21 protein-coding genes are annotated in these 19,788 nt (G+C 67.3%); 19 read left to right on the forward strand and 2 right to left on the reverse strand.

The features are described 5' to 3' along the window. On the forward strand, nucleotides 1–406 hold a 406-nt coding region (gene dapB, locus WC493_RS04150), incomplete at its 5' end, for a 4-hydroxy-tetrahydrodipicolinate reductase (protein WP_373062819.1). Nucleotides 407–409: 3 nt separating this feature from the next. Here dapB and WC493_RS04155 read toward each other — a convergent pair. Both WC493_RS04155 and WC493_RS04160 read right to left on the reverse strand, forming a co-directional pair. Next, nucleotides 410–1,543 carry a radical SAM protein gene (locus tag WC493_RS04155; RefSeq protein ID WP_373062821.1) on the reverse strand — a complete coding sequence of 378 codons (1,134 nt, stop codon included), beginning with the start codon at nucleotides 1,541–1,543 and terminating at the stop codon, nucleotides 410–412. 100 nt (nucleotides 1,544–1,643) lie between these two features. Next, nucleotides 1,644–3,011 carry a DUF1329 domain-containing protein gene (locus WC493_RS04160; RefSeq protein WP_373062823.1) on the reverse strand — a complete coding sequence of 456 codons (1,368 nt, stop codon included), beginning with the start codon at nucleotides 3,009–3,011 and terminating at the stop codon, nucleotides 1,644–1,646. A gap of 216 nt (nucleotides 3,012–3,227) precedes the next feature. Between WC493_RS04160 and WC493_RS04165 the strand changes: the two genes are divergently transcribed. From WC493_RS04165 to WC493_RS04250, 18 genes are all read left to right on the forward strand, one after another. Further along, a complete protein-coding gene (locus WC493_RS04165) occupies nucleotides 3,228–4,385 on the forward strand; it encodes an ABC transporter substrate-binding protein (RefSeq protein WP_373062825.1) in 1,158 nt (385 codons plus the stop codon). A 108-nt stretch (nucleotides 4,386–4,493) separates the two neighbouring features. Then, a complete protein-coding gene (locus WC493_RS04170; RefSeq protein WP_373062827.1) occupies nucleotides 4,494–5,513 on the forward strand; it encodes an ABC transporter ATP-binding protein in 1,020 nt (339 codons plus the stop codon). Next, nucleotides 5,510–6,448: an ABC transporter permease gene (locus tag WC493_RS04175; RefSeq protein WP_373062829.1), complete on the forward strand. Its 939-nt coding sequence runs from the start codon at nucleotides 5,510–5,512 to the stop codon at nucleotides 6,446–6,448. Before WC493_RS04170 ends, WC493_RS04175 begins: the two co-directional genes overlap by 4 nt. Then, entirely contained in the window at nucleotides 6,438–7,235 is a 798-nt protein-coding gene (locus WC493_RS04180) for an ABC transporter permease (RefSeq protein ID WP_373062831.1), read from the forward strand. Before WC493_RS04175 ends, WC493_RS04180 begins: the two co-directional genes overlap by 11 nt. Before the next feature lie 144 nt (nucleotides 7,236–7,379). Beyond that, nucleotides 7,380–7,751 (forward strand): MarR family winged helix-turn-helix transcriptional regulator, encoded by a 372-nt coding sequence (locus WC493_RS04185; RefSeq protein WP_373062943.1) that lies wholly within the window; start codon nucleotides 7,380–7,382, stop codon nucleotides 7,749–7,751. A gap of 76 nt (nucleotides 7,752–7,827) precedes the next feature. Beyond that, nucleotides 7,828–8,250 (forward strand): organic hydroperoxide resistance protein, encoded by a 423-nt coding sequence (locus WC493_RS04190; RefSeq protein ID WP_373062833.1) that lies wholly within the window; start codon nucleotides 7,828–7,830, stop codon nucleotides 8,248–8,250. 304 nt (nucleotides 8,251–8,554) lie between these two features. Continuing rightward, nucleotides 8,555–9,850, forward strand: a complete 1,296-nt coding sequence (gene urtA, locus WC493_RS04195) for an urea ABC transporter substrate-binding protein (protein WP_373062835.1) — start codon at nucleotides 8,555–8,557, stop codon at nucleotides 9,848–9,850. 213 nt (nucleotides 9,851–10,063) lie between these two features. Next, a complete protein-coding gene (urtB, locus tag WC493_RS04200; protein WP_373062837.1) occupies nucleotides 10,064–11,668 on the forward strand; it encodes an urea ABC transporter permease subunit UrtB in 1,605 nt (534 codons plus the stop codon). Then, complete coding sequence (urtC, locus tag WC493_RS04205; RefSeq protein WP_373062839.1) at nucleotides 11,665–12,810, forward strand: urea ABC transporter permease subunit UrtC; 1,146 nt, start codon at nucleotides 11,665–11,667, stop codon at nucleotides 12,808–12,810. Before urtB ends, urtC begins: the two co-directional genes overlap by 4 nt. Nucleotides 12,811–12,821: 11 nt before the next feature. Then, nucleotides 12,822–13,580 (forward strand): urea ABC transporter ATP-binding protein UrtD, encoded by a 759-nt coding sequence (urtD, locus tag WC493_RS04210; protein WP_373062841.1) that lies wholly within the window; start codon nucleotides 12,822–12,824, stop codon nucleotides 13,578–13,580. Between the two features lie 11 nt (nucleotides 13,581–13,591). After that, nucleotides 13,592–14,287 (forward strand): urea ABC transporter ATP-binding subunit UrtE, encoded by a 696-nt coding sequence (gene urtE / locus WC493_RS04215; protein ID WP_373062843.1) that lies wholly within the window; start codon nucleotides 13,592–13,594, stop codon nucleotides 14,285–14,287. Continuing rightward, the gene (locus WC493_RS04220; RefSeq protein WP_373062845.1) at nucleotides 14,253–15,104 is read left to right on the forward strand and encodes an urease accessory protein UreD; all 852 of its coding nucleotides are present in this window, start codon (nucleotides 14,253–14,255) and stop codon (nucleotides 15,102–15,104) included. Before urtE ends, WC493_RS04220 begins: the two co-directional genes overlap by 35 nt. Before the next feature lie 284 nt (nucleotides 15,105–15,388). Beyond that, nucleotides 15,389–15,691 carry an urease subunit gamma gene (locus WC493_RS04225; protein WP_373062847.1) on the forward strand — a complete coding sequence of 101 codons (303 nt, stop codon included), beginning with the start codon at nucleotides 15,389–15,391 and terminating at the stop codon, nucleotides 15,689–15,691. A gap of 9 nt (nucleotides 15,692–15,700) precedes the next feature. Beyond that, nucleotides 15,701–16,006: an urease subunit beta gene (locus WC493_RS04230; protein WP_373062849.1), complete on the forward strand. Its 306-nt coding sequence runs from the start codon at nucleotides 15,701–15,703 to the stop codon at nucleotides 16,004–16,006. A 1-nt stretch (nucleotide 16,007) separates the two neighbouring features. Beyond that, a complete protein-coding gene (gene ureC, locus WC493_RS04235; RefSeq protein ID WP_373062851.1) occupies nucleotides 16,008–17,720 on the forward strand; it encodes an urease subunit alpha in 1,713 nt (570 codons plus the stop codon). A gap of 10 nt (nucleotides 17,721–17,730) precedes the next feature. Then, complete coding sequence (locus WC493_RS04240; RefSeq protein WP_373062853.1) at nucleotides 17,731–18,369, forward strand: urease accessory protein UreE; 639 nt, start codon at nucleotides 17,731–17,733, stop codon at nucleotides 18,367–18,369. Beyond that, nucleotides 18,305–19,069, forward strand: coding sequence for an urease accessory protein UreF (locus WC493_RS04245; protein ID WP_373062855.1), 765 nt, complete (start codon nucleotides 18,305–18,307; stop codon nucleotides 19,067–19,069). The genes WC493_RS04240 and WC493_RS04245 overlap by 65 nt, the downstream gene beginning before the upstream one ends. Before the next feature lies 1 nt (nucleotide 19,070). Beyond that, entirely contained in the window at nucleotides 19,071–19,772 is a 702-nt protein-coding gene (locus tag WC493_RS04250) for a putative 2OG-Fe(II) oxygenase (RefSeq protein WP_373062857.1), read from the forward strand. The last annotated feature ends 16 nt before the right edge of the window (nucleotides 19,773–19,788 follow it).

The raw sequence follows: 19,788 nt of genomic DNA on the forward strand, positions 1-19,788 counted from the left end.
GCTGACCCAGAAGGTCGCTTCGATCCTGGGACCGGCGGAATGGGACGTCGAAATCGTCGAAATGCACCACCGCCACAAGGTCGATGCCCCCTCGGGCACCGCGCTGGCGCTGGGCAAGGCGGCGGCGGCCGGGCGCGGCGTCGAGCTCGCCGCGGTCTCGGACCGGGTGCGCGACGGCCATACCGGCGCCCGGCTGCAGGGCCATATCGGCTTCGCCACGCTGCGCGGCGGTGACGTGGTGGGCGAGCACAGCGTGATCTTCGCCGCCGACGGTGAGCGCCTGGAACTCGCCCACAAGGCGACCGACCGCGGCATCTTCGCCCGCGGCGCCGTCCATGCCGCCCTCTGGGCCGCCGGCAAGCCCGCCGGTCTCTATTCCATGGCCGATGTGTTGGCGCTCGACTGAGCCTTACGCCGGGGCGCCGTCCCGCCAGAGCATCACGGCCGGATCGCCGGGCAGGTCCAGCGCTTCGGGCAGGTCGTGATAGGGAATGTCGCGGCCGCGGTGGCGGAACAGGGCGAGGCCGCGGGCGCGGTCGCGCGAGACCAGATGCTCGCGGCGGAATTTGCCGAGCGGGCTGTCGAAGGTCAACGCGGCGGCATTGATCCAGCTCGGCGTTTCGGCCGAGAGTTGGTCGTGCAGGGCGAAGAGCCGGTCCAGGGTCAGGCGGAAGGCGGCCGAATAATGGATCGGGTCGGGCGCGAAGAGAGAGATGGTGCGGACGCGGAGCTCGTCCAGCCGGCGGATATGGCGGGCGAGCAGGCCGGCGTCGTCGTTCACGCCACGCAGGATCGGGAACTGGTTGTATTGCCGGATGCCGGCGGCATTCAGCCGGCGCAGCATGTCCGCGACCTCGTCGCAGACTTCGTAGGGATGCACCAGATGGTGCACCAGGCGGACGTCCGCCTCGGCCAGCAGGCGGATCTTGTCGCCCTTGGCGAAGAATTGGGGCGCGAAGGCGGCGACCCGCGTGTGCAGCCGGATCGAGGTCAGTTGGGCCAAGCCGCGCAGGCGGTCCAGCACCAGGCCCAGGGCGGCGGGCGACAGTGTCAGCGGATCGCCGCCGGAGAGGATCACCTCGGTGATCGCCGGATTGGCCCGGACATGGGCGACCAGCGCTTCCAAGGTCTCGGAAAGATCGGCCGGGTCTTCGCCCTGCATCTCGGCCAGCACGTCCTGGCGGAAGCAATATTGGCAATGGCCGGCGCACAGCGGCGTCGCCAGGAACAGCACCCGGTCGGCATATTTCTGCACGATGGCGGGCGAGCCGGTCTTCATGTTGGCCCGGTCGTCGACGAAATCGGCCACTTCGCCCGGCGCCCGCTGCGACAGCCGCTCCCGGCTCGGATAGGCGATCCGGTGCAGCGGCCCCTCGGTATGGCCGAGCACCGCCAGTTCGGCCGCCAGCTTCTTGCCATAGAAGCCGGTTACCTTGATCGGCAGCAGCCGCGCCTCGGCCGCCAGCCGGTCGTAGGCGGCATTCAGCATCGCCTGTTCGGCGGGACCGGTCGGGGACGGCAGGAGAGAGGCGGGCAAGGCCAAGGCGGGATCCAATCGCAGGCGTCAGGCCGGCGTTCTACGCCGGACGCGGGACGCCGGCAATGGCGCCCCGCGCATGGCCAGCCTCCGCCGGGCCGTCCCCTCAGGTCACGCGGCGCTGCAGGGCCTGGGGCGTGTAGTCCCCCGCCGTCCGGCCGCCCTCGTTGCAGCGGACGCGGTCGGTCACCTCGTTCGAGAGCCGGTCCGCCATATAGGCGCCCGAGACGAGGTCGTGATAGACGGTGACATGCTGGCCCAGAATGCGGGTCGCATAGTCATAGGCGATGGTGTTCATCGCGAAGCGATAGAGATTGCCGCGCAGGTCGTAGAGATCGGCCACCACGGGATTGAGCGAATCTTCGTCGAGATAGATCGTGCGCGCACCATAGACATGGCGAAGCCCCGGCTTCAGCCGGGCCTTCACGACCCAGCAGCGATGCAATTCCCAGCGCACGAAGGCGGGATTGAGGTGCGAGAGGCCGAGCAGGTCCTTGTAGCGAAGCGCGGGATCGTCGATGGCGAAATTATTGTAGGGGACGAAGATCTCCTGCTTGCCGGCCAGTTCCCAGTCGTAGCGCTTGGGTGACTGGGCCCAGAGGCCGGTATCGTCGACCGTGTGGAAGCCGCCGGGGCCGAGCGGATAGTCGCCCGCCACTTCGGCCACCTGCTTGACCCGGCGGGTGCCGGGGACATAGGTCCAGGCCTGGGTCGGGCGGTTGGCGAAATCCCAATATTCCCGGGCCAGGGCGACCGTGCCCGACTCCCGTTCCGGCTTCATCGTGGTGCGATAGACCAGGGCCGAGGTGCCGTCGAAGGTCGCCCGCTTCACCGCGGGATCGTAGGACGGGCAATAGATGTCCCACTTCTGGGCACCCCAGGCGATATTGCCGTTCGGATAGACCACCGCCTCGTCCATCGTGCCGCGCACGGTGAAGGGGCGCGGCACGGTGACGGCGTTCCAGATCAGCTCGAGCCCGGTCTTGGGGAAGGGAAAGGCGGGTGCGCCGAAGACCCCGGTGACGCCTTCGCCGTCCGGCGTCAGCGCGGCTTCGGCGGCATTGAGCTTCAGATTGGCCAGCAGCGCATCGTCGAAACGGAAATCCCGGTGGCAGGGATAGACGTCCATCCGGAAGCTGGCCGGATATTTCTGCAGCATGGCCTTCTGGCCTTCGCTGAGCCGGGCCGCGTGCTTCTGGAAATTCTTGGCGTCGATCGAGAACAGCGGCTTTTCCCCGGCATAGGGGTTCGCCTGGGGCTTGCCCGTGCCGGCGAAGGCGATGCCCGGCGGCGCGCCCAGCCATTTGCCGGCATAGGGCACCAGCAGCCCGTCGGCGCTGCCTTCCTTCTGCGCCCCGAAGGCCGTCAGCGTGCTGCCCAGCTTGGCGAGCTCTTCGCTCGCCGCCTTGGCCGATGCCCGGCCGGCGAAGGCCAGCGCGGCGGCGGCCCCCGTCATGAAGTCCCTGCGCTTCATGCGTTTCCCCTGTTCGTTATTCCCTGATTCGGTGGCGCTTTGCGCCGATCCGGGTTTAGCGAAGCGAGAACATCATGGGCGCGCGCTGCTCGCAGCGGCCATATGGACTAGATCGCGGACCTCGCTTCATACTGTCCCCCTGCCGGGATGCGTATTTTCCCGGTGGGAAAACACAGACGCCAAGCGCGACCAGTGCGAAGCACGAGGGGTGAGGCCATGAAGAAGCTGGTGGTTGCCGCCTGTACTGCGGCAGTGATGGGGGCCCTGTCGGGTGCCGCGGGGGCGGCGCCCTTGACCAAGATCGGCAAGGCGGAGGGCTTCGTCGATATCGTCGCCTGGCCCGGCTATATCGAGCGGGGCGAGAGCGACAAGGCCTACGACTGGGTCACCGACTTCGAGAAGGAGACCGGCTGCAAGGTCCGCGTGAAGACCGCCGGCACCTCGGACGAGATGGTCGCCCTGATGAACGAGGGCGGCTTCGACCTGGTCACCGCTTCGGGCGATGCCTCGCTCCGCATGATTTCCGGCAAGAAGGTGCAGGAGATCAACACCAAGCTGATCCCGAGCTGGAAGAACGTCGACCCGCGCCTGGCCGATGCGCCCTGGCACACGGTCGACGGCAAGCACTACGGCGTGCCCTATCAGTGGGGCTCCAACGTGCTGATGTATAACACCACGGTCTTCAAGGATGCCCCGCCCAAGTCGTGGAGCGTGGTCTTCACCGCCCAGGACCTGCCGGACGGCAAGCCCAACAAGGGCCGCGTCCAGGCCTTCGACGGCCCGATCTATATCGCCGACGCCGCCCTCTATCTGATGAAGACCAAGCCCGAACTCGGCATCAAGGACCCCTACGAGCTGAACGAGGACCAGTACAAGGCGGCCCTCGAGCTGCTGCGCGCCCAGCACGCCCTGGTCAGCCGCTATTGGCACGACGCCATGATGCAGGTGGACGACTTCAACAACGAAGGCGTCGTCGCCTCTTCCTCCTGGCCGTTCCAGGTCAACCTGCTGAAGAGCCAGGGCAAGCCCGCCGCCTCCACGATCCCCGAGGAAGGCGCCACCGGCTGGGCCGACACCACCATGATGCATGCCGATGCCGCCCATCCGAACTGCGCCTACATGTGGATGGAGCATTCGCTGCAACCCAAGCTCCAGGGCGACCTGGCGGCCTGGTTCGGCTCGGTGCCCGTGGTGCTCGCCGCCTGCAAGGGCAATGCCCTGCTGGGCGACGAGGGCTGCGCCACCAACGGCCTGGGCGACTTCGACAAGATCCACTTCTGGCGGACCCCGGTCACCAAGTGCAAGTCGCAGGAAGCCTGCGTGCCCTACTACCGCTGGGTCACGGATTACATCGCCATCCTGGGCGGTCGCTGATCCTGCAACCGGCGCGGCCCCGGCGGCGCGCCGGGGCCGCGCGACCCCTAGGCATCGCCGCCCCCGGCGCGGGGTGGCGGGCCTGACCCGTTTCGCCAGAAGATCCTGATGACCTCATCCGCTCCCGCCGTCCGTTTCCGTGCCGTGGCCCGCCATTTCGGGGCTGTGCGCGCCGTCGACGGCGTCGACCTCGACATCGCCCCCGGCGAATTCTTCTCGATGCTCGGCCCGTCGGGCTCCGGCAAGACCACCTGCCTTCGCCTCATCGCCGGCTTCGAACAGCCGAGCGAAGGCGAGATCGAGATCTTCGGCGTGCCCTCGGCCGGCGTGCCGCCCTATGCAAGGGCGGTGAACACCGTGTTCCAGGACTACGCCCTGTTCCCGCATATGAATGTGCTCGACAATGTCGCCTATGGCCTGATGGTGAAGGGCGTGCCCAAGGCGCAGCGCCATGCCGAGGCCCGGGCGGCCCTCGCCCTGGTTCGCCTGGATTCCCACGGCGAGCGGCGGCCGGCCCAGCTCTCCGGCGGCCAGCGCCAGCGCGTGGCGCTGGCCCGGGCGCTGGTCAACAAGCCCCGCGTCCTCCTGCTCGACGAGCCCCTGGGCGCCCTCGACCTCAAGCTCCGCGAGGAAATGCAGGTCGAGCTGAAGGCGCTGCAACGAAAGCTCGGCACCACCTTCGTCTTCGTCACCCACGACCAGGGCGAGGCGCTCTCCATGTCCGACCGGGTGGCGGTCTTCGCCGAGGGGCGGATCGTCCAGGTCGGCCCGCCGGAAGACATCTACGAACGCCCGCGCACGCCCTTCGTCGCCCGTTTCGTCGGCGCCTCCAACGTGATCGAGGCGGGCCTGGCTCAGGCGCTCGGCGGGCCGGCGGCGCCCTGCTCGCTCCGCCCGGAAGCGCTCTCCCTGCTCGACGGCCCGGCGCCGGAAGGCTGGGCGTCGCTGCCCGGAAGGATCGAGGATGCCCAATATCACGGCGCCTCGCGCCGCCTGCTGGTCGCGGTGGACGCGGCCACGCGGCTCGCGGTCGCCCTGCCCGCGGCGGAAGGCGCAGGCCTGGCGCCCGGCGCCGCCGTCACCCTGGGCTTTCCGTTGAGCGCCCTCTGGGCCATGGAGGCGGTGTGACCACCGCCGTCCTGGCCGCACCGCGCGGGCCGCTTCGCGGCCTGTCGGACTTCCTGCTGCGCCGGCCCGGCGTCTATCTGGCGCTGCTGCTGACGCCGCCGCTGCTCTGGCTCGGCATCATCTATCTGGGTTCGCTCTTCGCCCTGCTGGCGCAGAGCTTTTTCTCGATCGACGAATTCTCGGGGACGATCGACTACACCCTGACCCTTTCGACCTATGGCCAGCTCTTCCAGCTCGCCAATCTGGACATCGTCATCCGCACGGTCGCAATGGCGGCGGCGGTGACACTGGCTTCGGCGGCGCTGGCCTTTCCGATCGCCTATTACGCCGCGCGCTATGCCCGGGGGCGGATGAAGGCGGCCTTCTATCTTTTGGTGATGATGCCGCTGTGGTCGTCCTATCTGGTCAAGGTCTATGCCTGGAAGCTGATCCTGGCCAAGGAAGGCATCGTTTCCTGGGCGGCGCAGAGCCTGGGCCTCACCTGGCTGGTCGATGCGATCCTGGCGATCCCGGTGATCGGCGGCCCCAGCCTGTCGACCTCCTATATCGGCACTTTCCTCACCTTCACCTATGTCTGGCTGCCCTACATGATCCTGCCCTTGCAGGCCTCGCTCGAACGGGTGCCGCACAACCTGGTCGAAGCCTCGCAGGACCTGGGCGCCCGGCCGGGCCAGACCTTCCGCCACGTGATCCTGCCCTTGGCCCTGCCGGGCATGATCGCCGGCTCGATCTTCACCTTCTCGCTCACCCTCGGCGACTACATCATCCCGCAGATCGTCGGCGGCTCGACGCTCTTCATCGGCCAGGCGGTGCTGACCCAGCAGGGCACGGCGGGCAATGTGCCGCTCGCCGCCGCCTTCACCGTGGTGCCGGTCGCGATCATGGGCCTCTACCTCTGGGCGGCCAAGCGGATGGGGGCCTTCGATGCCCTTTGACCGCGCCTCCCGCCCGCTCAAGGCGGCCGCCCTCGGCGGCCTGCTGTTCCTCCATGTGCCGCTGCTCTTCGTCCTCCTCTATGCCTTCACGACGGAGGAGAAGTCCTATCAATTCCCGCCGCCGGGCCTGACGCTCAAATGGTTCGGCGTCGCCTTCGGGCGGGACGACATCTGGTCGGCCATTTCGCTCTCGGTCCAGGTGGCCCTGGCGGCGACCGCGATCGCCATGGTGCTCGGCACGTTGATCGCGGCGGCACTGGCGCGGCGGCAGTTCTTCGGGCGGGAGGGCCTGTCCCTCCTGGTGATCCTGCCGATCGCCCTGCCCGGGATCGTCACCGGCATCGCGCTGCGCGCCGCCTTCAACCTGCTCGACTTCGACTACGGCATTCTCACCATCGTGCTGGGCCATGCCACCTTCTGCATCGTCGTCGTCTACAACAATGCGGTGGCGCGTTTCCGGCGCCTGTCGGGCAGCCTGGTCGAAGCCTCCATGGACCTCGGGGCGGACGGTTTCCAGACCTTCCGCCACGTCGTGCTGCCCAATATCGCGACCGCCCTGCTGGCCGGCGGCATGCTCGCCTTCGCGCTCTCCTTCGACGAAGTGATCGTGACCACCTTCACGGCGGGCCAGCAGTCCACCCTGCCGATCTGGATGCTGTCCGAACTGGTGCGGCCCAGACAGCGGCCGGTCACCAATGTGGTCGCCGTCTTCGTCATCGCGGTCACCTTCCTGCCGATCCTGGCGGCCTATTACCTGACCCGGGACGAGACCCCGGGAAAGAGCTGAGCTCTATCCCTCGTGCACAAGTCGATTGCGCACTATATATTTCCGGTGATCAGCCGGAGTATCGCCGTGACCGAAGCGCCGAAGGGCCTGTCCCTCCACCTCGACGACCAGCTCTGCTTCGCCCTCTATTCGGCGTCGCATCTGATGACCAAAGCCTATCGGCCCATGCTGACGGCACTCGGCCTGACCTATCCGCAATATCTGGTCATGCTGGTGCTGTGGGAGGCGGACGACCTCACCGTGGGCGCGCTGGGCGAAAAGCTCTATCTCGATTCCGGCACCCTCACCCCTCTGCTGAAGCGTCTCGAAGCCCAGGGCATGGTCGAACGCCGGCGCGATCCCGCCGACGAGCGCCAGGTCCGCATCCTGCTGACCGAGGCCGGCCGCACCCTCCAGGCCGAGGCACGGAAACACTACGAGGCGCTGGTGTGCAGCCTGGGCGCCCCGGGACCCGAGGTGATGGCGCTGCGCGCCGCCGTCGCCGCCTTCCGGGAGAGGTTGGCGGCCGGCGCATAGGTCCTGCGCCGGAATATTATATTGCGTACAATTTAATTGAACGCTATATATCTCCCATCAACACGGGAGACCCAAGATGCCTGACAAGATCCTCTACACCGCTCATGCCTCCGCCACCGGCGGCCGCGACGGTTCCGCGGCGACCGACGACGGCCGCCTCTCGGTCAAACTCTCGGTGCCGAAGGAACTGGGCGGCGACAGCGGCCCCGGCACCAATCCGGAACAGCTCTTCGCCTCCGGCTATTCTGCCTGTTTTTTGAGCGCGCTGAAATTCGTCGCCCGCGCCGCCAAGGTGGCGCTGCCCGACGCGGCGAAAGTCTCGGCCGCCGTCTCGATCGGCCCGATCCCGACCGGCTTCGGACTGGCCGTTTCCCTTACGGTTTCCGTGCCCGGCGTGGAGCGCGCGGTGGCCGAGGAGCTGGTGCAGAAGGCCCATGTCGTGTGCCCCTATTCCAACGCGACGCGGGGCAATATCGAGGTCTCGCTGACCGTCGCCTGACCCTGTGAGGCCGGCCGGCGCTCCCTTCGGGGAAGCCGGCCGGCATCTCTGCTTAAAATTTGGGCGGCCGCTCCGCAATTTGCCTTAGTCTTGCTCGCAATTCGACCCCTGCGTGCCGTATTTCGGCGCCCTCTGCCCTGTGTCTTCGGTCTGCAAGCCATGCATACAGGCCGCGTTCACCCCCAAGAAACAGCCTTGGCATAGCTCTTGCGACTCTCCGGCCAACGGCGGGGGCGACCCCGGGACCGTTCAGGCCGGCCGCGGCTCCGCGGCCTTCGGATCAGACAGGGTTGGGGGGTTACGAATGTCGACGAGGTTCACGAAATGGTTGGCCGGGGCGGTCCTCGGCGCCGCGGCGGTGGTCGGGGCCGTCTCGGGCGCCCAGGCCGAAGACACCATCAAGGTTGGCGTGCTCCACTCCCTGTCCGGCACCATGGCGATCAGCGAGACCACGCTGAAGGACGTCATGCTGATGCTCATCGACGAGCAGAACAAGAAGGGCGGCCTCCTCGGCAAGAAGCTCGAGGCGGTGGTGGTCGACCCGGCGTCGAACTGGCCGCTGTTCCGCGAAAAGGCCGTCGAACTCATTTCGCAGGACAAGGTCTCGGCCGTGTTCGGCTGCTGGACTTCGGTCTCGCGCAAGTCGGTGCTGCCGGCGTTCGAGGAACTGAACAACATCCTGTTCTACCCGGTGCAATACGAGGGTGAAGAATCCTCGCGCAACATCTTCTACACCGGCGCCGCCCCCAACCAGCAGGCGGTCCCGGCCGTCGACTACCTGATGGAAGAGGAAGGCGTGAAGCGCTGGGTCCTCGCCGGTACCGACTACGTCTATCCGCGCACCACCAACAAGATCCTCGAGGCCTATCTGAAGGCCAAGGGCGTGAAGCCCGAGGACATCATGATCAACTACACGCCGTTCGGTCATTCCGACTGGCAGACGATCGTCGCCGACATCAAGAAGTTCGGCTCGGCCGGCAAGAAGACCGCCGTGGTCTCGACCATCAACGGCGACGCCAACGTGCCCTTCTACAAGGAACTGGCCAACCAGGGCATCAAGGCGACCGACATTCCGGTGGTCGCCTTCTCGGTCGGCGAAGAAGAGCTCGCGGGTCTCGACACCTCGAACCTGGTCGGTCACCTGGCCGCCTGGAACTACTTCATGTCGGTCGACACGCCGGAGAACAAGGCCTTCATCGCCAAGTGGCAGGCGTTCACCAACAATCCGAAGCGCGTCACCAACGACCCGATGGAAGCCCATGTCATCGGCTTCAACATGTGGGTGAAGGCGGTCGAAAAGGCCGGCACCACCGATCCGGACAAGGTCATCGACGCGCTGATCGGCGTCACCGTGCCCAACCTGACCGGCGGCTATTCGGCCATGATGCCGAACCACCACATCACCAAGCCCGTGCTGATCGGCGAGATCAAGGCCGACGGCCAGTTCAACATCGTCTCGCAGACCGCCGGCCTGGTCATGGGTGACGAATGGTCCGACTACCTCGAAGGCTCGAAGGACCTGATCTCGGATTGGCGTTCGCCGCTCAAGTGCGGCAACTTCAATGTGGTCACCGGCAAGTGCGGCGGTTCGGGCAAGTAATTGCCCGGACTTCCGATCAACAAAGGAATATTCAAAGAAATACTTAAAGTCCTGGTTCGAAACTGATTTCCTGTTGTTTGCGTCTGGTCTCCTCCCTCGACTTGCACCCCGGGCAGGTTCGCCCTGCCCGGGGCCTCTTTCGAGGATTTCGGCCCAAGGGCCATCAGCATCCAGTTCGCGCGTTCCGCGCATGGTACGAGAGGCGGTCGCTCCATGCTCTCCTCGACCCGTTCCGGGTTCCGGATTTTCGCCCTTCTGCTCTTCGCTTTGATCGCCGCGGTCCTGCCCGCCCGGGCCGATCAGCTCGCCGATTCCTTGAAGCTCTTCGCTTCCTCTTCCTATGACGACATCGAAAAGGGCGTGCAGGACCTGGTGTCCAGCGCCGATCCCGCCGCCATCGATGTCCTCCAGGCACTGGCCGACGGCAGGCTCTTCGTCGGCGCCGACGGCGGCATCGTCTACAAGGACGCGGCCGGCACCTATCACGCCGCCGCCACCGGCGAAGCCCTGGCCGGGGCCCCGCCGGGGGCCAAGGCGGTGCGCGCCAACAACCGGATCCGCCGCGCGGTCGACGCCGCCATGGGCCAGCTCACCCTGATGAGCCCCGATCCCGCCAAGCGCCGCGAGGCCGCCGCCGCCGTCTTCAAGTCGCGCGACCAGGGCGCCCTGCCCGTGGTCGAGGTGGCGCTCGCCAAGGAAACCGATCCGGCCATCAAGTCGCTGCTGGAACGCGCCCGCGCCGCCATCATCCTGACCGGCGGGTCCGCCGACGCGGCCAAACTCGAAGCGGTCAAAGTGATCGCCGAGAACGGCGACCAAGACGCCCTCGCCCTTCTGTCCGACGTGCCCAGCCCATCGCCCGAACTGGCCAAGGCGCTGGACGACGCCAAGGACATCATCGAGGGCCGCCTCGCCCTCTGGTCCGGGGTGCAGAGCGTCTATTACGGCATCTCGCTCGGCTCCGTCCTGCTGCTCGCCGCCATCGGCCTCGCCATCACCTTCGGCGTGATGGGCGTCATCAACATGGCGCATGGCGAGATGGTGATGATCGGCGCCTATGTGACCTTCATGGTCCAGGAGGTGATCCGCAATTCAGCGCCCTGGCTGTTCGACTATTCGCTGGCGATCGCGCTTCCCCTCGCCTTCATCGTCGCCGGCGTGGTCGGCATCGCCATCGAGCGTTCGATCATCCGCTTCCTCTACGGCCGGCCGCTGGAAACCCTGCTCGCCACCTTCGGCCTCTCCCTCGTGCTCCAGCAGGCGGTGCGCACCATCTTCGGGCCGACCAACCGGGAAGTGGGCAATCCGTCCTGGATGTCCGGTGCCTTCGAGCTGGGCGGGATCACGCTGACCTACAACCGCATGTGGATCATCGTCTTCTCGGCCGTGGTGCTGGTCGTCCTGATGATCGTGCTCCGGCGCACCGCCTTCGGTCTGCAGATGCGGGCGGTGACCCAGAACCGGCGCATGGCGGGCTCCATGGGCATCCGCACCAATTGGGTCGACAGCCTGACCTTCGGCCTGGGCTCCGGCGTCGCCGGCATCGCCGGGGTGGCGCTCAGCCAGATCGACAATGTCTCGCCCAACCTCGGCCAGGGTTACATCATCGACAGCTTCATGGTCGTGGTGTTCGGCGGCGTCGGTAACCTCTGGGGTACGCTGGTCGGCGCCCTCACCCTCGGCATCACCAACAAGCTGCTCGAACCCCTGGCCGGTGCCGTGCTCGGCAAGATCCTGGTGCTGGTCGCCCTGGTGCTGTTCATCCAGCGAAAACCGCGCGGGCTGTTTCCCCAGAAAGGCAGGGCGGTCGAACGATGATCGGAAAACGTCTCTTCGGCGACGACAGGGCCGGTTTCTGGTTCCTGCTCGTCCTCACCCTCGCCACCGTGCTCATCGGCGTCTCCAACCTGGCGACCCCGGAAGACTCGGCGCTCCATGTTCCGACCTACCTCGTCGCGCTGTTCGGCAAATATCTCTGCTACGCCATCCTGGCCCTGGCGATCGACCTGGTCTGGGGCTATGTCGGCATCCTGTCGCTCGGCCACGGCGCCTTCTTCGCCCTCGGCGGCTATGCCATGGGCATGTATCTGATGCGCCAGATCGGCTCGCGCGGGGTCTACGGCGATCCGATCCTGCCGGACTTCATGGTGTTCCTGAACTGGAAGGAACTGCCCTGGTACTGGCTCGGCTTCGACAATTTCTTCTTCGCCATGTTCATGGTCGCCCTGGTGCCCGGCATCCTGGCCTTCGTCTTCGGCTATCTCGCCTTCCGCTCGCGCGTCACCGGCGTCTATCTCTCGATCATCACCCAGGCCATGACCTATGCCCTGCTGCTCGCCTTCTTCCGGAACGACATGGGTTTCGGCGGCAACAACGGCCTGACCGACTTCAAGGACCTGCTCGGCATGAACATGCAGACCGACGGCATGCGCGTCGGCCTGTTCACCGCCTCGGCCATCCTGCTGGGTGCAACCTTCGTGCTCTTCCGCTGGATCACGCGGTCCCGCTTCGGCAAGGTGCTGATCGCCGTTCGCGACGCCGAGAGCCGGGCGCGCTTCATGGGTTACAGGGTCGAGGGCTACAAGCTCGCCGCCTTTACCCTTTCGGCGGTGGTGGCGGGCTTTGCAGGCGCCCTCTATGTGCCGCAGGTCGGCATCATCAACCCGGGCGAATTCGCGCCGCAGAATTCGATCGAAGCGGTGGTCTGGGTCGCGGTCGGCGGCCGCGGCACCCTGGTCGGGGCGGCGCTGGGCGCCATCGTGGTCAATTTCGGCAAGACGGTGTTCACCGGCGTGCTGCCCGAACTCTGGCTCTTCGCCCTGGGCGGCCTCTTCGTCTTCGTCACCCTGCTGATGCCCAAGGGCATCATCGGCACGGTGCCGCAATTGATCGAGATGGCGCGCAACCGGAAGGCCCAGGCGGCGGCTCCCGCCGAAGCCTCGAAGCCGGCCGGCGAATAGGAGGGGCCCCCATGCAGATCGGCGACATTTCCCCGAAGCCCCTCCTCTATGTCGACGGCGTCACGGTCACCTTCGACGGTTTCCGGGCCTTGAACGACCTCTCGCTGGTCATCGCACCGGGCGAGATGCGGGCGATCATCGGCCCGAACGGCGCCGGCAAGACCACGATGATGGATGTCATCACCGGCAAGACGCGGCCCGACACCGGCACCGTCGCCTTCAACGGCGACGTCGACCTGACCAAGATGGACGAGGCCGCCATCGCCTCCCTCGGCATCGGGCGCAAGTTCCAGAAGCCGACCGTGTTCGAGAGCCACACGGTGCGCGACAATCTCCAGCTCTCGCTGGCCGGCTTGCGCAAGCCCTTCGCCGTCCTCTTCGCCAGGGAGACGGCAAAGGAGAAGGCCCGGATCGACGAGCTCCTGGAACTCACCAAGTTGCAGGACGCCGCCGGTCGCCTGGCCGGCGATCTCTCCCACGGCCAGAAGCAGTGGCTCGAGATCGGCATGCTGCTGGCCCAGGAGCCGGCGCTCCTCCTGGTGGACGAGCCGGTCGCCGGCATGACCGATGCCGAGACGGCGGAAACCGCGGAGCTCCTGGTCGAGATCAACAAGACCCGCTCGGTCGTCGTGGTGGAACACGACATGACCTTCGTGAAGGCGCTCGGCGTCAAGGTCACCGTGCTGCACGAAGGTTCGGTGCTGGCCGAAGGCCCGCTCGACCAGGTGCAGGCCAATGAACGCGTGATCGAAGTCTATCTGGGTCGCTGAGGGGTCGGGTCATGCTGTCGGTCGAAAAAATCGATCTCTTCTACGGCGCCGCCCAGGCGCTGCGCGGCGTCTCGCTCACCGCCGAAGTGGGCCGGGTGACCTGCCTGCTCGGCCGGAACGGCGTCGGCAAGACCTCGACCTTGCGCGCGATCACCGGCAATCAGCCGGTCACGCGCGGCAAGATCCTGTGGGAGGGCGAGGACATCACCCGCCTGAAACCCTTCGAGCGGGCGCGCCGCGGTGTCGCCTATGTGCCCCAGGGGCGCGACATCTTCCCCCTGCTCACCGTGCGCGAAAACCTGGAGACCGGCTTCGCCGTGCTGCCGCGCGGCCAGCGCAAGGTGCCGGACGAGATCTTCGAGCTCTTCCCCGTCCTGAAGAACATGCTGCGCCGGCGCGGGGGCGACCTTTCCGGCGGCCAGCAGCAGCAATTGGCGATCGGCCGGGCGCTGGTGATGAAGCCGCGCCTCCTGGTGCTCGACGAACCGACCGAAGGCATCCAGCCTTCCATCATCAAGGACATCGGCCGCGTCATCGCGCTGTTGCGCGATCGCGGCGAAATGGCAATCCTGCTGGTCGAGCAATATTTCGATTTCGCGCACGAACTGGGGCAGACGCTGGCGGTCATGGACCGGGGCGAAGTCGTCCTGGCCGGGCCCAAGGACCAGTTGGATGAATCCGAGGTTCGCCGCCACGTCATGGTCTGAACCCACCGCCTCCCTCGCCCGGGCGGAGGGGCGCCTCGCCCTCTCTTTCCGGCGCCGCGGCGAGATCACCGCGCTGGGCGACCTCTATCAGCAAGGCTGCGCCAAGGCCCGCTTCCCCAAGGTGGAAGCGGGCGCGATGACCTGTGCCGTCACCCTGAATACCGCGGGCGGCTTGACCGGCGGCGACCGGATCGACACCGCGGTGACCTGGGAAGACGGTGCCGCGGCGACCATCGCCAGTCAGGCGGCGGAACGCGCCTATCGCGCCATCGGCCCCCTGCCCGCCCGGCTCACCACCCGGCTCGATATCCGCGCCGGCGCCAACGCCGAATGGTTGCCGCAGGAAACCATCCTGTTCGACGACTGCGCGATTGCCCGCGACCTCCGCATCGAGCTCGCCCCCGACGCCAGCTTCACCGGGATCGAACAAGTAGTGTTCGGCCGCACGGCGCGGGGCGAGACGGTGCGCCGCGGCTCCTTCCGCGATGCCTGGCGTCTCAGCCGCGGCGGCCGCCTGGTCCATGCCGACGTGCTCTCGCTCGAAGGCGACATGCAGGCGAGGCTCGACCGCGCGGCGGTCGGCCAGGGGGCGCGGGCGATCGCCGCCCTCGTCCATGCGGCGCCCGAGCGGGGCGACAAGCTGGCCGAATTGCGCAATGCCCTAGGCCCTTTCCCCCTTTGGGGCGCCAGCGAGTTCGACGGTATCATCGTCGCGCGCCTGCTGGCCCCGACCGGCGCGGACCTGCGCCCCATGGTGATCGCCGCCCTCGCCGTGCTGCGCGACCACCGCCCCCTGCCCAGGGTCTGGCAGATATGAATCCACAGCTTTCAAGGGCCGTTGAGGCCCCGCGAAGCTTCAGCGAAGCGAGCCAAGGCCGCGAATGCGGCCGCCCGGCGCTTGAGGGACTGACAACCAGCTTTTCAAGGGCCGTTGAGGCCCCGCGAAGCTTCAGCGAAGCGAGCCAAGGCTGCGAATGCGGCCGCCCGGCGCTTGAGGGACTGACAACCAGCTTTTCAAGGGCCGTTGAGGCCCCGCGAAGCTTCAGCGAAGCGAGCCAAGGCCGCGAATGCGGCCGGCCCGGCGATTGAGGGACCTGAATCATGAATCTTTCACCACGGGAGAAGGACAAGCTGCTGATCGCCATGGCGGCGATCGTGGCGCGGAAGCGGCTGGAGCGCGGCGTGAAGCTGAACTATCCGGAAGCGGTCGCCCTGATCACCGATTTCGTGGTCGAAGGTGCCCGCGACGGCCGCTCGGTGGCCGACCTGATGGCGGCCGGCGCCACCGTGCTTACCCGCGACCAGGTGATGGAGGGCATTCCCGAGATGATCCACGACGTCCAGGTCGAAGCCACCTTCCCCGATGGGACCAAGCTGGTCACCGTCCATTCGCCGATCCGCTGAGGTGCCGACATGATTCCGGGTGAAGTCATTCCCGCCGAAGGCGAGATCGAGTTGAACGCAGGGGCGGCGGCGATCCGCCTCACGGTCGCCAATGTCGGCGACCGGCCGATCCAGGTCGGCAGCCATTATCATTTCGCCGAAACCAATGCGGGCCTCGAATTCGACCGCATGGCTGCCAAGGGTTACAGGCTGGACATTCCGGCCGGCACCGCCGTCCGCTTCGAGCCGGGGCAGACGCGCGAGGTCACGCTGGTGCCGTTCCGGGGCTTGCGCCGTGCGGTCGGCTTCCGCGGCCTGGTGATGGGGGAGCTTTGACATGCCGATGAAGATGAGCCGCGCGGCCTATGCCGACATGTTCGGCCCGACCGTGGGTGACCGCATCCGTCTCGCCGATACCGAGCTTCTGATCGAGATCGAGAAGGATTACACGATCTACGGCGAAGAGGTGAAATTCGGCGGCGGCAAGGTGATCCGCGACGGCCAGGGCCAATCCCAGGTGACGCGGGCGGCCGGTGCCGTCGATACCGTGATCACCAATGCCGTGGTGCTCGACCATTGGGGCATCGTGAAGGCCGACGTCGCGATCAAGGACGGGCGGATCGCCGCCATCGGCAAGGCCGGCAATCCCGATACCCAGCCCGGCGTCGACATCATCGTCGGTCCCGGCACCGAAGTGATCGCGGGCGAGGGCAAGATCCTCACCGCCGGCGGTATCGACTGCCACATCCATTTCATCTGCCCGCAGCAGGTCGAAGAGGCGATCTCGTCCGGCGTCACCACCCTGATCGGCGGCGGCACCGGGCCTGCCACCGGCACCAATGCGACGACCTGCACCCCCGGGCCCTGGCATCTCGCCCGCATGTTGCAGGCGGCGGAAGGCCTGCCGGTCAACCTGATGTTCGCCGGCAAGGGCAATGCCTCCGATCCCGCCGGCCTGGTCGAGCAGATCCTGGGCGGGGCGGGTGCCTTGAAGCTGCACGAGGATTGGGGCACCACGCCGGCCGCGATCGACTGCTGCCTCTCGGTCGCGGACGACTACGACGTCCAGGTGATGATCCACACCGACACGCTGAACGAATCCGGCTTCGTCGAGGATACCATCGGTGCCTTCAAGGGCCGCACCATCCACGCCTTCCATACCGAAGGGGCGGGCGGTGGCCATGCCCCGGACATCATCAAGGTCGCGGGCCTGCCCAATGTGATCCCGTCCTCGACCAATCCGACCCGGCCCTTCACGGTGAATACGCTCGATGAGCATCTGGACATGCTCATGGTCTGCCACCACCTGGATTCGAGCATTCCGGAAGACGTCGCCTTCGCCGAGAGCCGGATCCGGCGGGAAACCATCGCGGCCGAGGACATCCTGCACGACCTCGGCGCGCTCTCGATCATCTCGTCCGACAGCCAGGCCATGGGCCGGCTCGGTGAAGTGATCCTGCGCACCTGGCAGACCGCGCACAAGATGAAGACCCAGCGGGGCAGCCTGCCCGGCGACGGCCCGGGCAACGACAATTACCGGGCCCGCCGCTATGTCGCCAAATACACCATCAACCCGGCGATCGCCCATGGCATCAGCACTCATGTCGGCTCGATCGAGGCGGGCAAGCTGGCCGACCTCGTGCTCTGGACCCCTGCCTTCTTCGGCGTGAAGCCGGATATGGTGCTGAAGGCCGGGACCATCACCCAGGCCCTGATGGGCGATCCCAACGCCTCGATCCCGACGCCGCAGCCGGTGCATTACCGCCCCATGTTCGGTTCCTTCGGCCGAGCCATGGCGGCTTCCTGCCTGACCTTCGTCTCCAAGGCGGCGCTCGACCTCGACATCGGGCGGAAGCTGGGCCTCCAGCGCACCCTGGCGGCGGTCGAGGGCACGCGGATGAAGGCAGCCAAGGCTTCCATGATCCTGAACGACGCCTGCCCTCATATCGAGGTCGATCCGGAAACCTATGAAGTCCGGGCCGATGGCGAACTTCTCACCTGCCAGCCGGCAACTGTGCTACCCATGGCGCAGCGTTATTTCCTGTTCTGAGGGACAAGCCATGAAGCGCGCATCCGCCGTTCTGCCCAAGGGCAGTTTCGCCGACGATTCGGTGGTCGGCGAAGTGGTGCTGGATTCCGAGGCGCGGCTGCGCCGCCGCGCCGTGCTCTCGGCCGGTCGCCAGCAGTTCCTGCTGGACCTGCCCGAGCTCGTGCCGCTGAACGACGGCGACGGCCTGGCGCTCGACGGCGGCGGGGTGATCCGGGTCGCCGCCGCGCCGGAACGCCTGGTCGAAGTCACGGCCAAGACGCCGGCCGATCTCGTCCGCATCGCCTGGCACCTGGGCAACCGCCACCTGCCGGCCCAGCTCCTGCCGGCGGCGATCCGCATCCGCCCCGACCATGTGATCGAGGACATGCTGGTCGGCCTGGGCGCCACCGTGGCCAAGATCGATGCCGCCTTCGAGCCCGAGGGCGGCGCCTATGCCGGCGGCCACCACGACCATGCGCAGGAACACGGCCACGAGCATGGCGCCTGTTGCGGCCACGACCATGGCCACGACGACCATGCCCACGCCGGGCACGAGCACGGCCATGAACACGGCGCCTGCTGCGGTCACGACCATGGCGAAAAGCATGGCCACGAACACGGTCATGATCACGACCACCACGGCCACGAACATTGCGGGCATGACCACTGAGGGCATGGTCGCTGGCGACGGCCTGACCGGGGCGGCGCTGTTCCGCCTGCTGGCCTGGCTGTCGCCCTCCTATCCGGTCGGTGCCTTCAGCCATTCCCATGGCCTCGAATGGGCGGTGGAACAGGGCTGGGTCAAGGATCGGGCCGGCCTCACCGCCTGGCTGAGCGATCTCCTGGCGGCCGGCAGCGGCTGGAACGACGCCGTCTTCTTCGTCCATGCCCATGCCGCGGCGGGGGACGGTGCCCGCTTGGCGCAGCTCGCCGGACTCGCCGCCGCCCTGGTGCCGGCGCGCGAACGCCAGGTCGAGACCCTGGCCCAGGGCACGGCCTTCCGCCTGATCTCGGAAAATGCCTGGCCGGTCGCCGGGCTCGACGCCCTGCCCGACCCCCTGCCCTATCCGATTGCCGTCGGTGCCCTGGCGGCGCTGCACGGGGTGCCGCTGCGCCCGGCGCTGGCCGCCTATCTCCATGGTTTCGCGGCCAATCTGGTCTCGGCGGCGCAGCGCCTCGTGCCCCTCGGCCAGACCGACGGGCAATGCGCCCTGGCCGCCCTCGCCGCCCTGGTCGACGATGTCGCTACGCGGGCGGCGGTGCTCGATCCCGCGGCCGATCCCTTCGAGGCGCTGGGCGGCGCCTGCCTGGTCTCCGACCTCTGCGCCATGCGCCACGAGACCCAATATACCCGCCTGTTCCGGACCTGAGATGAGCCCCCTCGCCCCCGGTTTCCACGCCCTGTGGCCGACGCCGATCGGGATCTACCGTCTGGCCGGGGCGGAAGCCTTCAATGCCCGCCTGGTCGCCGCTTTCGACGCCCTCCGGGCCGAGCAGCGGCGCCAGCGGGGCGAGGCGGCCCGGCCCTTCTTCGCCAGCGACGACGACCTCGTCCAGCGCGTCACCCTGCCCGGCTGGGCGGATTTCGTGCGCTTCGTGGTCGACCGGGTGCACGACACGGCGGCCCGGGCCAATGAAGGCCATTGGCCCGATGGCGGGCTCGACCTTCGGGTGGCGCTGCAGGGCATGTGGTTCCAGTGCAGCAACGCGGGCGCCTTCCATGACGTCCATACCCACGGCAATTGCTCCTGGTCCGGGGTCTATGTCGTCCAGGTCGATCCGGAGGAAGCGCGGGTGCGCCACCCCGTCCATGGCGCCGCCAATGGTGCGACCCGCTTCTACGGCCCGCCTTTCGCGACGCTCGGCGGCGCCTTCGTCGATGTCGGCAACGCCTATCTCCAGCCGCCGCACCGGGACGTCGCGCCGGTCGCCGGCCAGCTCACCATCTTCCCGTCCTGGCTCGCCCATCAGGCCCTGCCCTATGCCGGCACGGCGGAACGGGTGATCGTCTCCTTCAACGCCAGCGTCCATGCGGCCGGCGGCGACCGCCTGCATGCCTATGCCGCCGGCTGAGTCTCGAGGCGGCGCC

It is taken from the genome of Zavarzinia sp., from assembly GCF_041650655.1.
GTDB lineage: Bacteria > Pseudomonadota > Alphaproteobacteria > Zavarziniales > Zavarziniaceae > Zavarzinia.

Excerpts from the sequence above, each read along its gene's own strand:
- WC493_RS04240 (WP_373062853.1), top strand. The coding sequence starts at position 17,731 with ATGAAGCGCGCATCCGCCGTTCTGCCCAAGGGCAGTTTCGCCGACGAT.
- urtE (WP_373062843.1), top strand. The coding sequence starts at position 13,592 with ATGCTGTCGGTCGAAAAAATCGATCTCTTCTACGGCGCCGCCCAGGCG.
- WC493_RS04170 (WP_373062827.1), top strand. The coding sequence starts at position 4,494 with ATGACCTCATCCGCTCCCGCCGTCCGTTTCCGTGCCGTGGCCCGCCAT.
- WC493_RS04190 (WP_373062833.1), top strand. The coding sequence starts at position 7,828 with ATGCCTGACAAGATCCTCTACACCGCTCATGCCTCCGCCACCGGCGGC.
- ureC (WP_373062851.1), top strand. The coding sequence starts at position 16,008 with ATGCCGATGAAGATGAGCCGCGCGGCCTATGCCGACATGTTCGGCCCG.
- WC493_RS04180 (WP_373062831.1), top strand. The coding sequence starts at position 6,438 with ATGCCCTTTGACCGCGCCTCCCGCCCGCTCAAGGCGGCCGCCCTCGGC.
- WC493_RS04245 (WP_373062855.1), top strand. The coding sequence starts at position 18,305 with ATGGCCACGAACACGGTCATGATCACGACCACCACGGCCACGAACATT.
- WC493_RS04165 (WP_373062825.1), top strand. The coding sequence starts at position 3,228 with ATGAAGAAGCTGGTGGTTGCCGCCTGTACTGCGGCAGTGATGGGGGCC.
- WC493_RS04185 (WP_373062943.1), top strand. The coding sequence starts at position 7,380 with ATGACCAAAGCCTATCGGCCCATGCTGACGGCACTCGGCCTGACCTAT.
- urtC (WP_373062839.1), top strand. The coding sequence starts at position 11,665 with ATGATCGGAAAACGTCTCTTCGGCGACGACAGGGCCGGTTTCTGGTTC.
- WC493_RS04230 (WP_373062849.1), top strand. The coding sequence starts at position 15,701 with ATGATTCCGGGTGAAGTCATTCCCGCCGAAGGCGAGATCGAGTTGAAC.
- WC493_RS04160 (WP_373062823.1), bottom strand. The coding sequence starts at position 3,011 with ATGAAGCGCAGGGACTTCATGACGGGGGCCGCCGCCGCGCTGGCCTTC.
- WC493_RS04220 (WP_373062845.1), top strand. The coding sequence starts at position 14,253 with ATGAATCCGAGGTTCGCCGCCACGTCATGGTCTGAACCCACCGCCTCC.
- WC493_RS04225 (WP_373062847.1), top strand. The coding sequence starts at position 15,389 with ATGAATCTTTCACCACGGGAGAAGGACAAGCTGCTGATCGCCATGGCG.
- urtA (WP_373062835.1), top strand. The coding sequence starts at position 8,555 with ATGTCGACGAGGTTCACGAAATGGTTGGCCGGGGCGGTCCTCGGCGCC.
- urtD (WP_373062841.1), top strand. The coding sequence starts at position 12,822 with ATGCAGATCGGCGACATTTCCCCGAAGCCCCTCCTCTATGTCGACGGC.
- urtB (WP_373062837.1), top strand. The coding sequence starts at position 10,064 with ATGCTCTCCTCGACCCGTTCCGGGTTCCGGATTTTCGCCCTTCTGCTC.
- WC493_RS04250 (WP_373062857.1), top strand. The coding sequence starts at position 19,071 with ATGAGCCCCCTCGCCCCCGGTTTCCACGCCCTGTGGCCGACGCCGATC.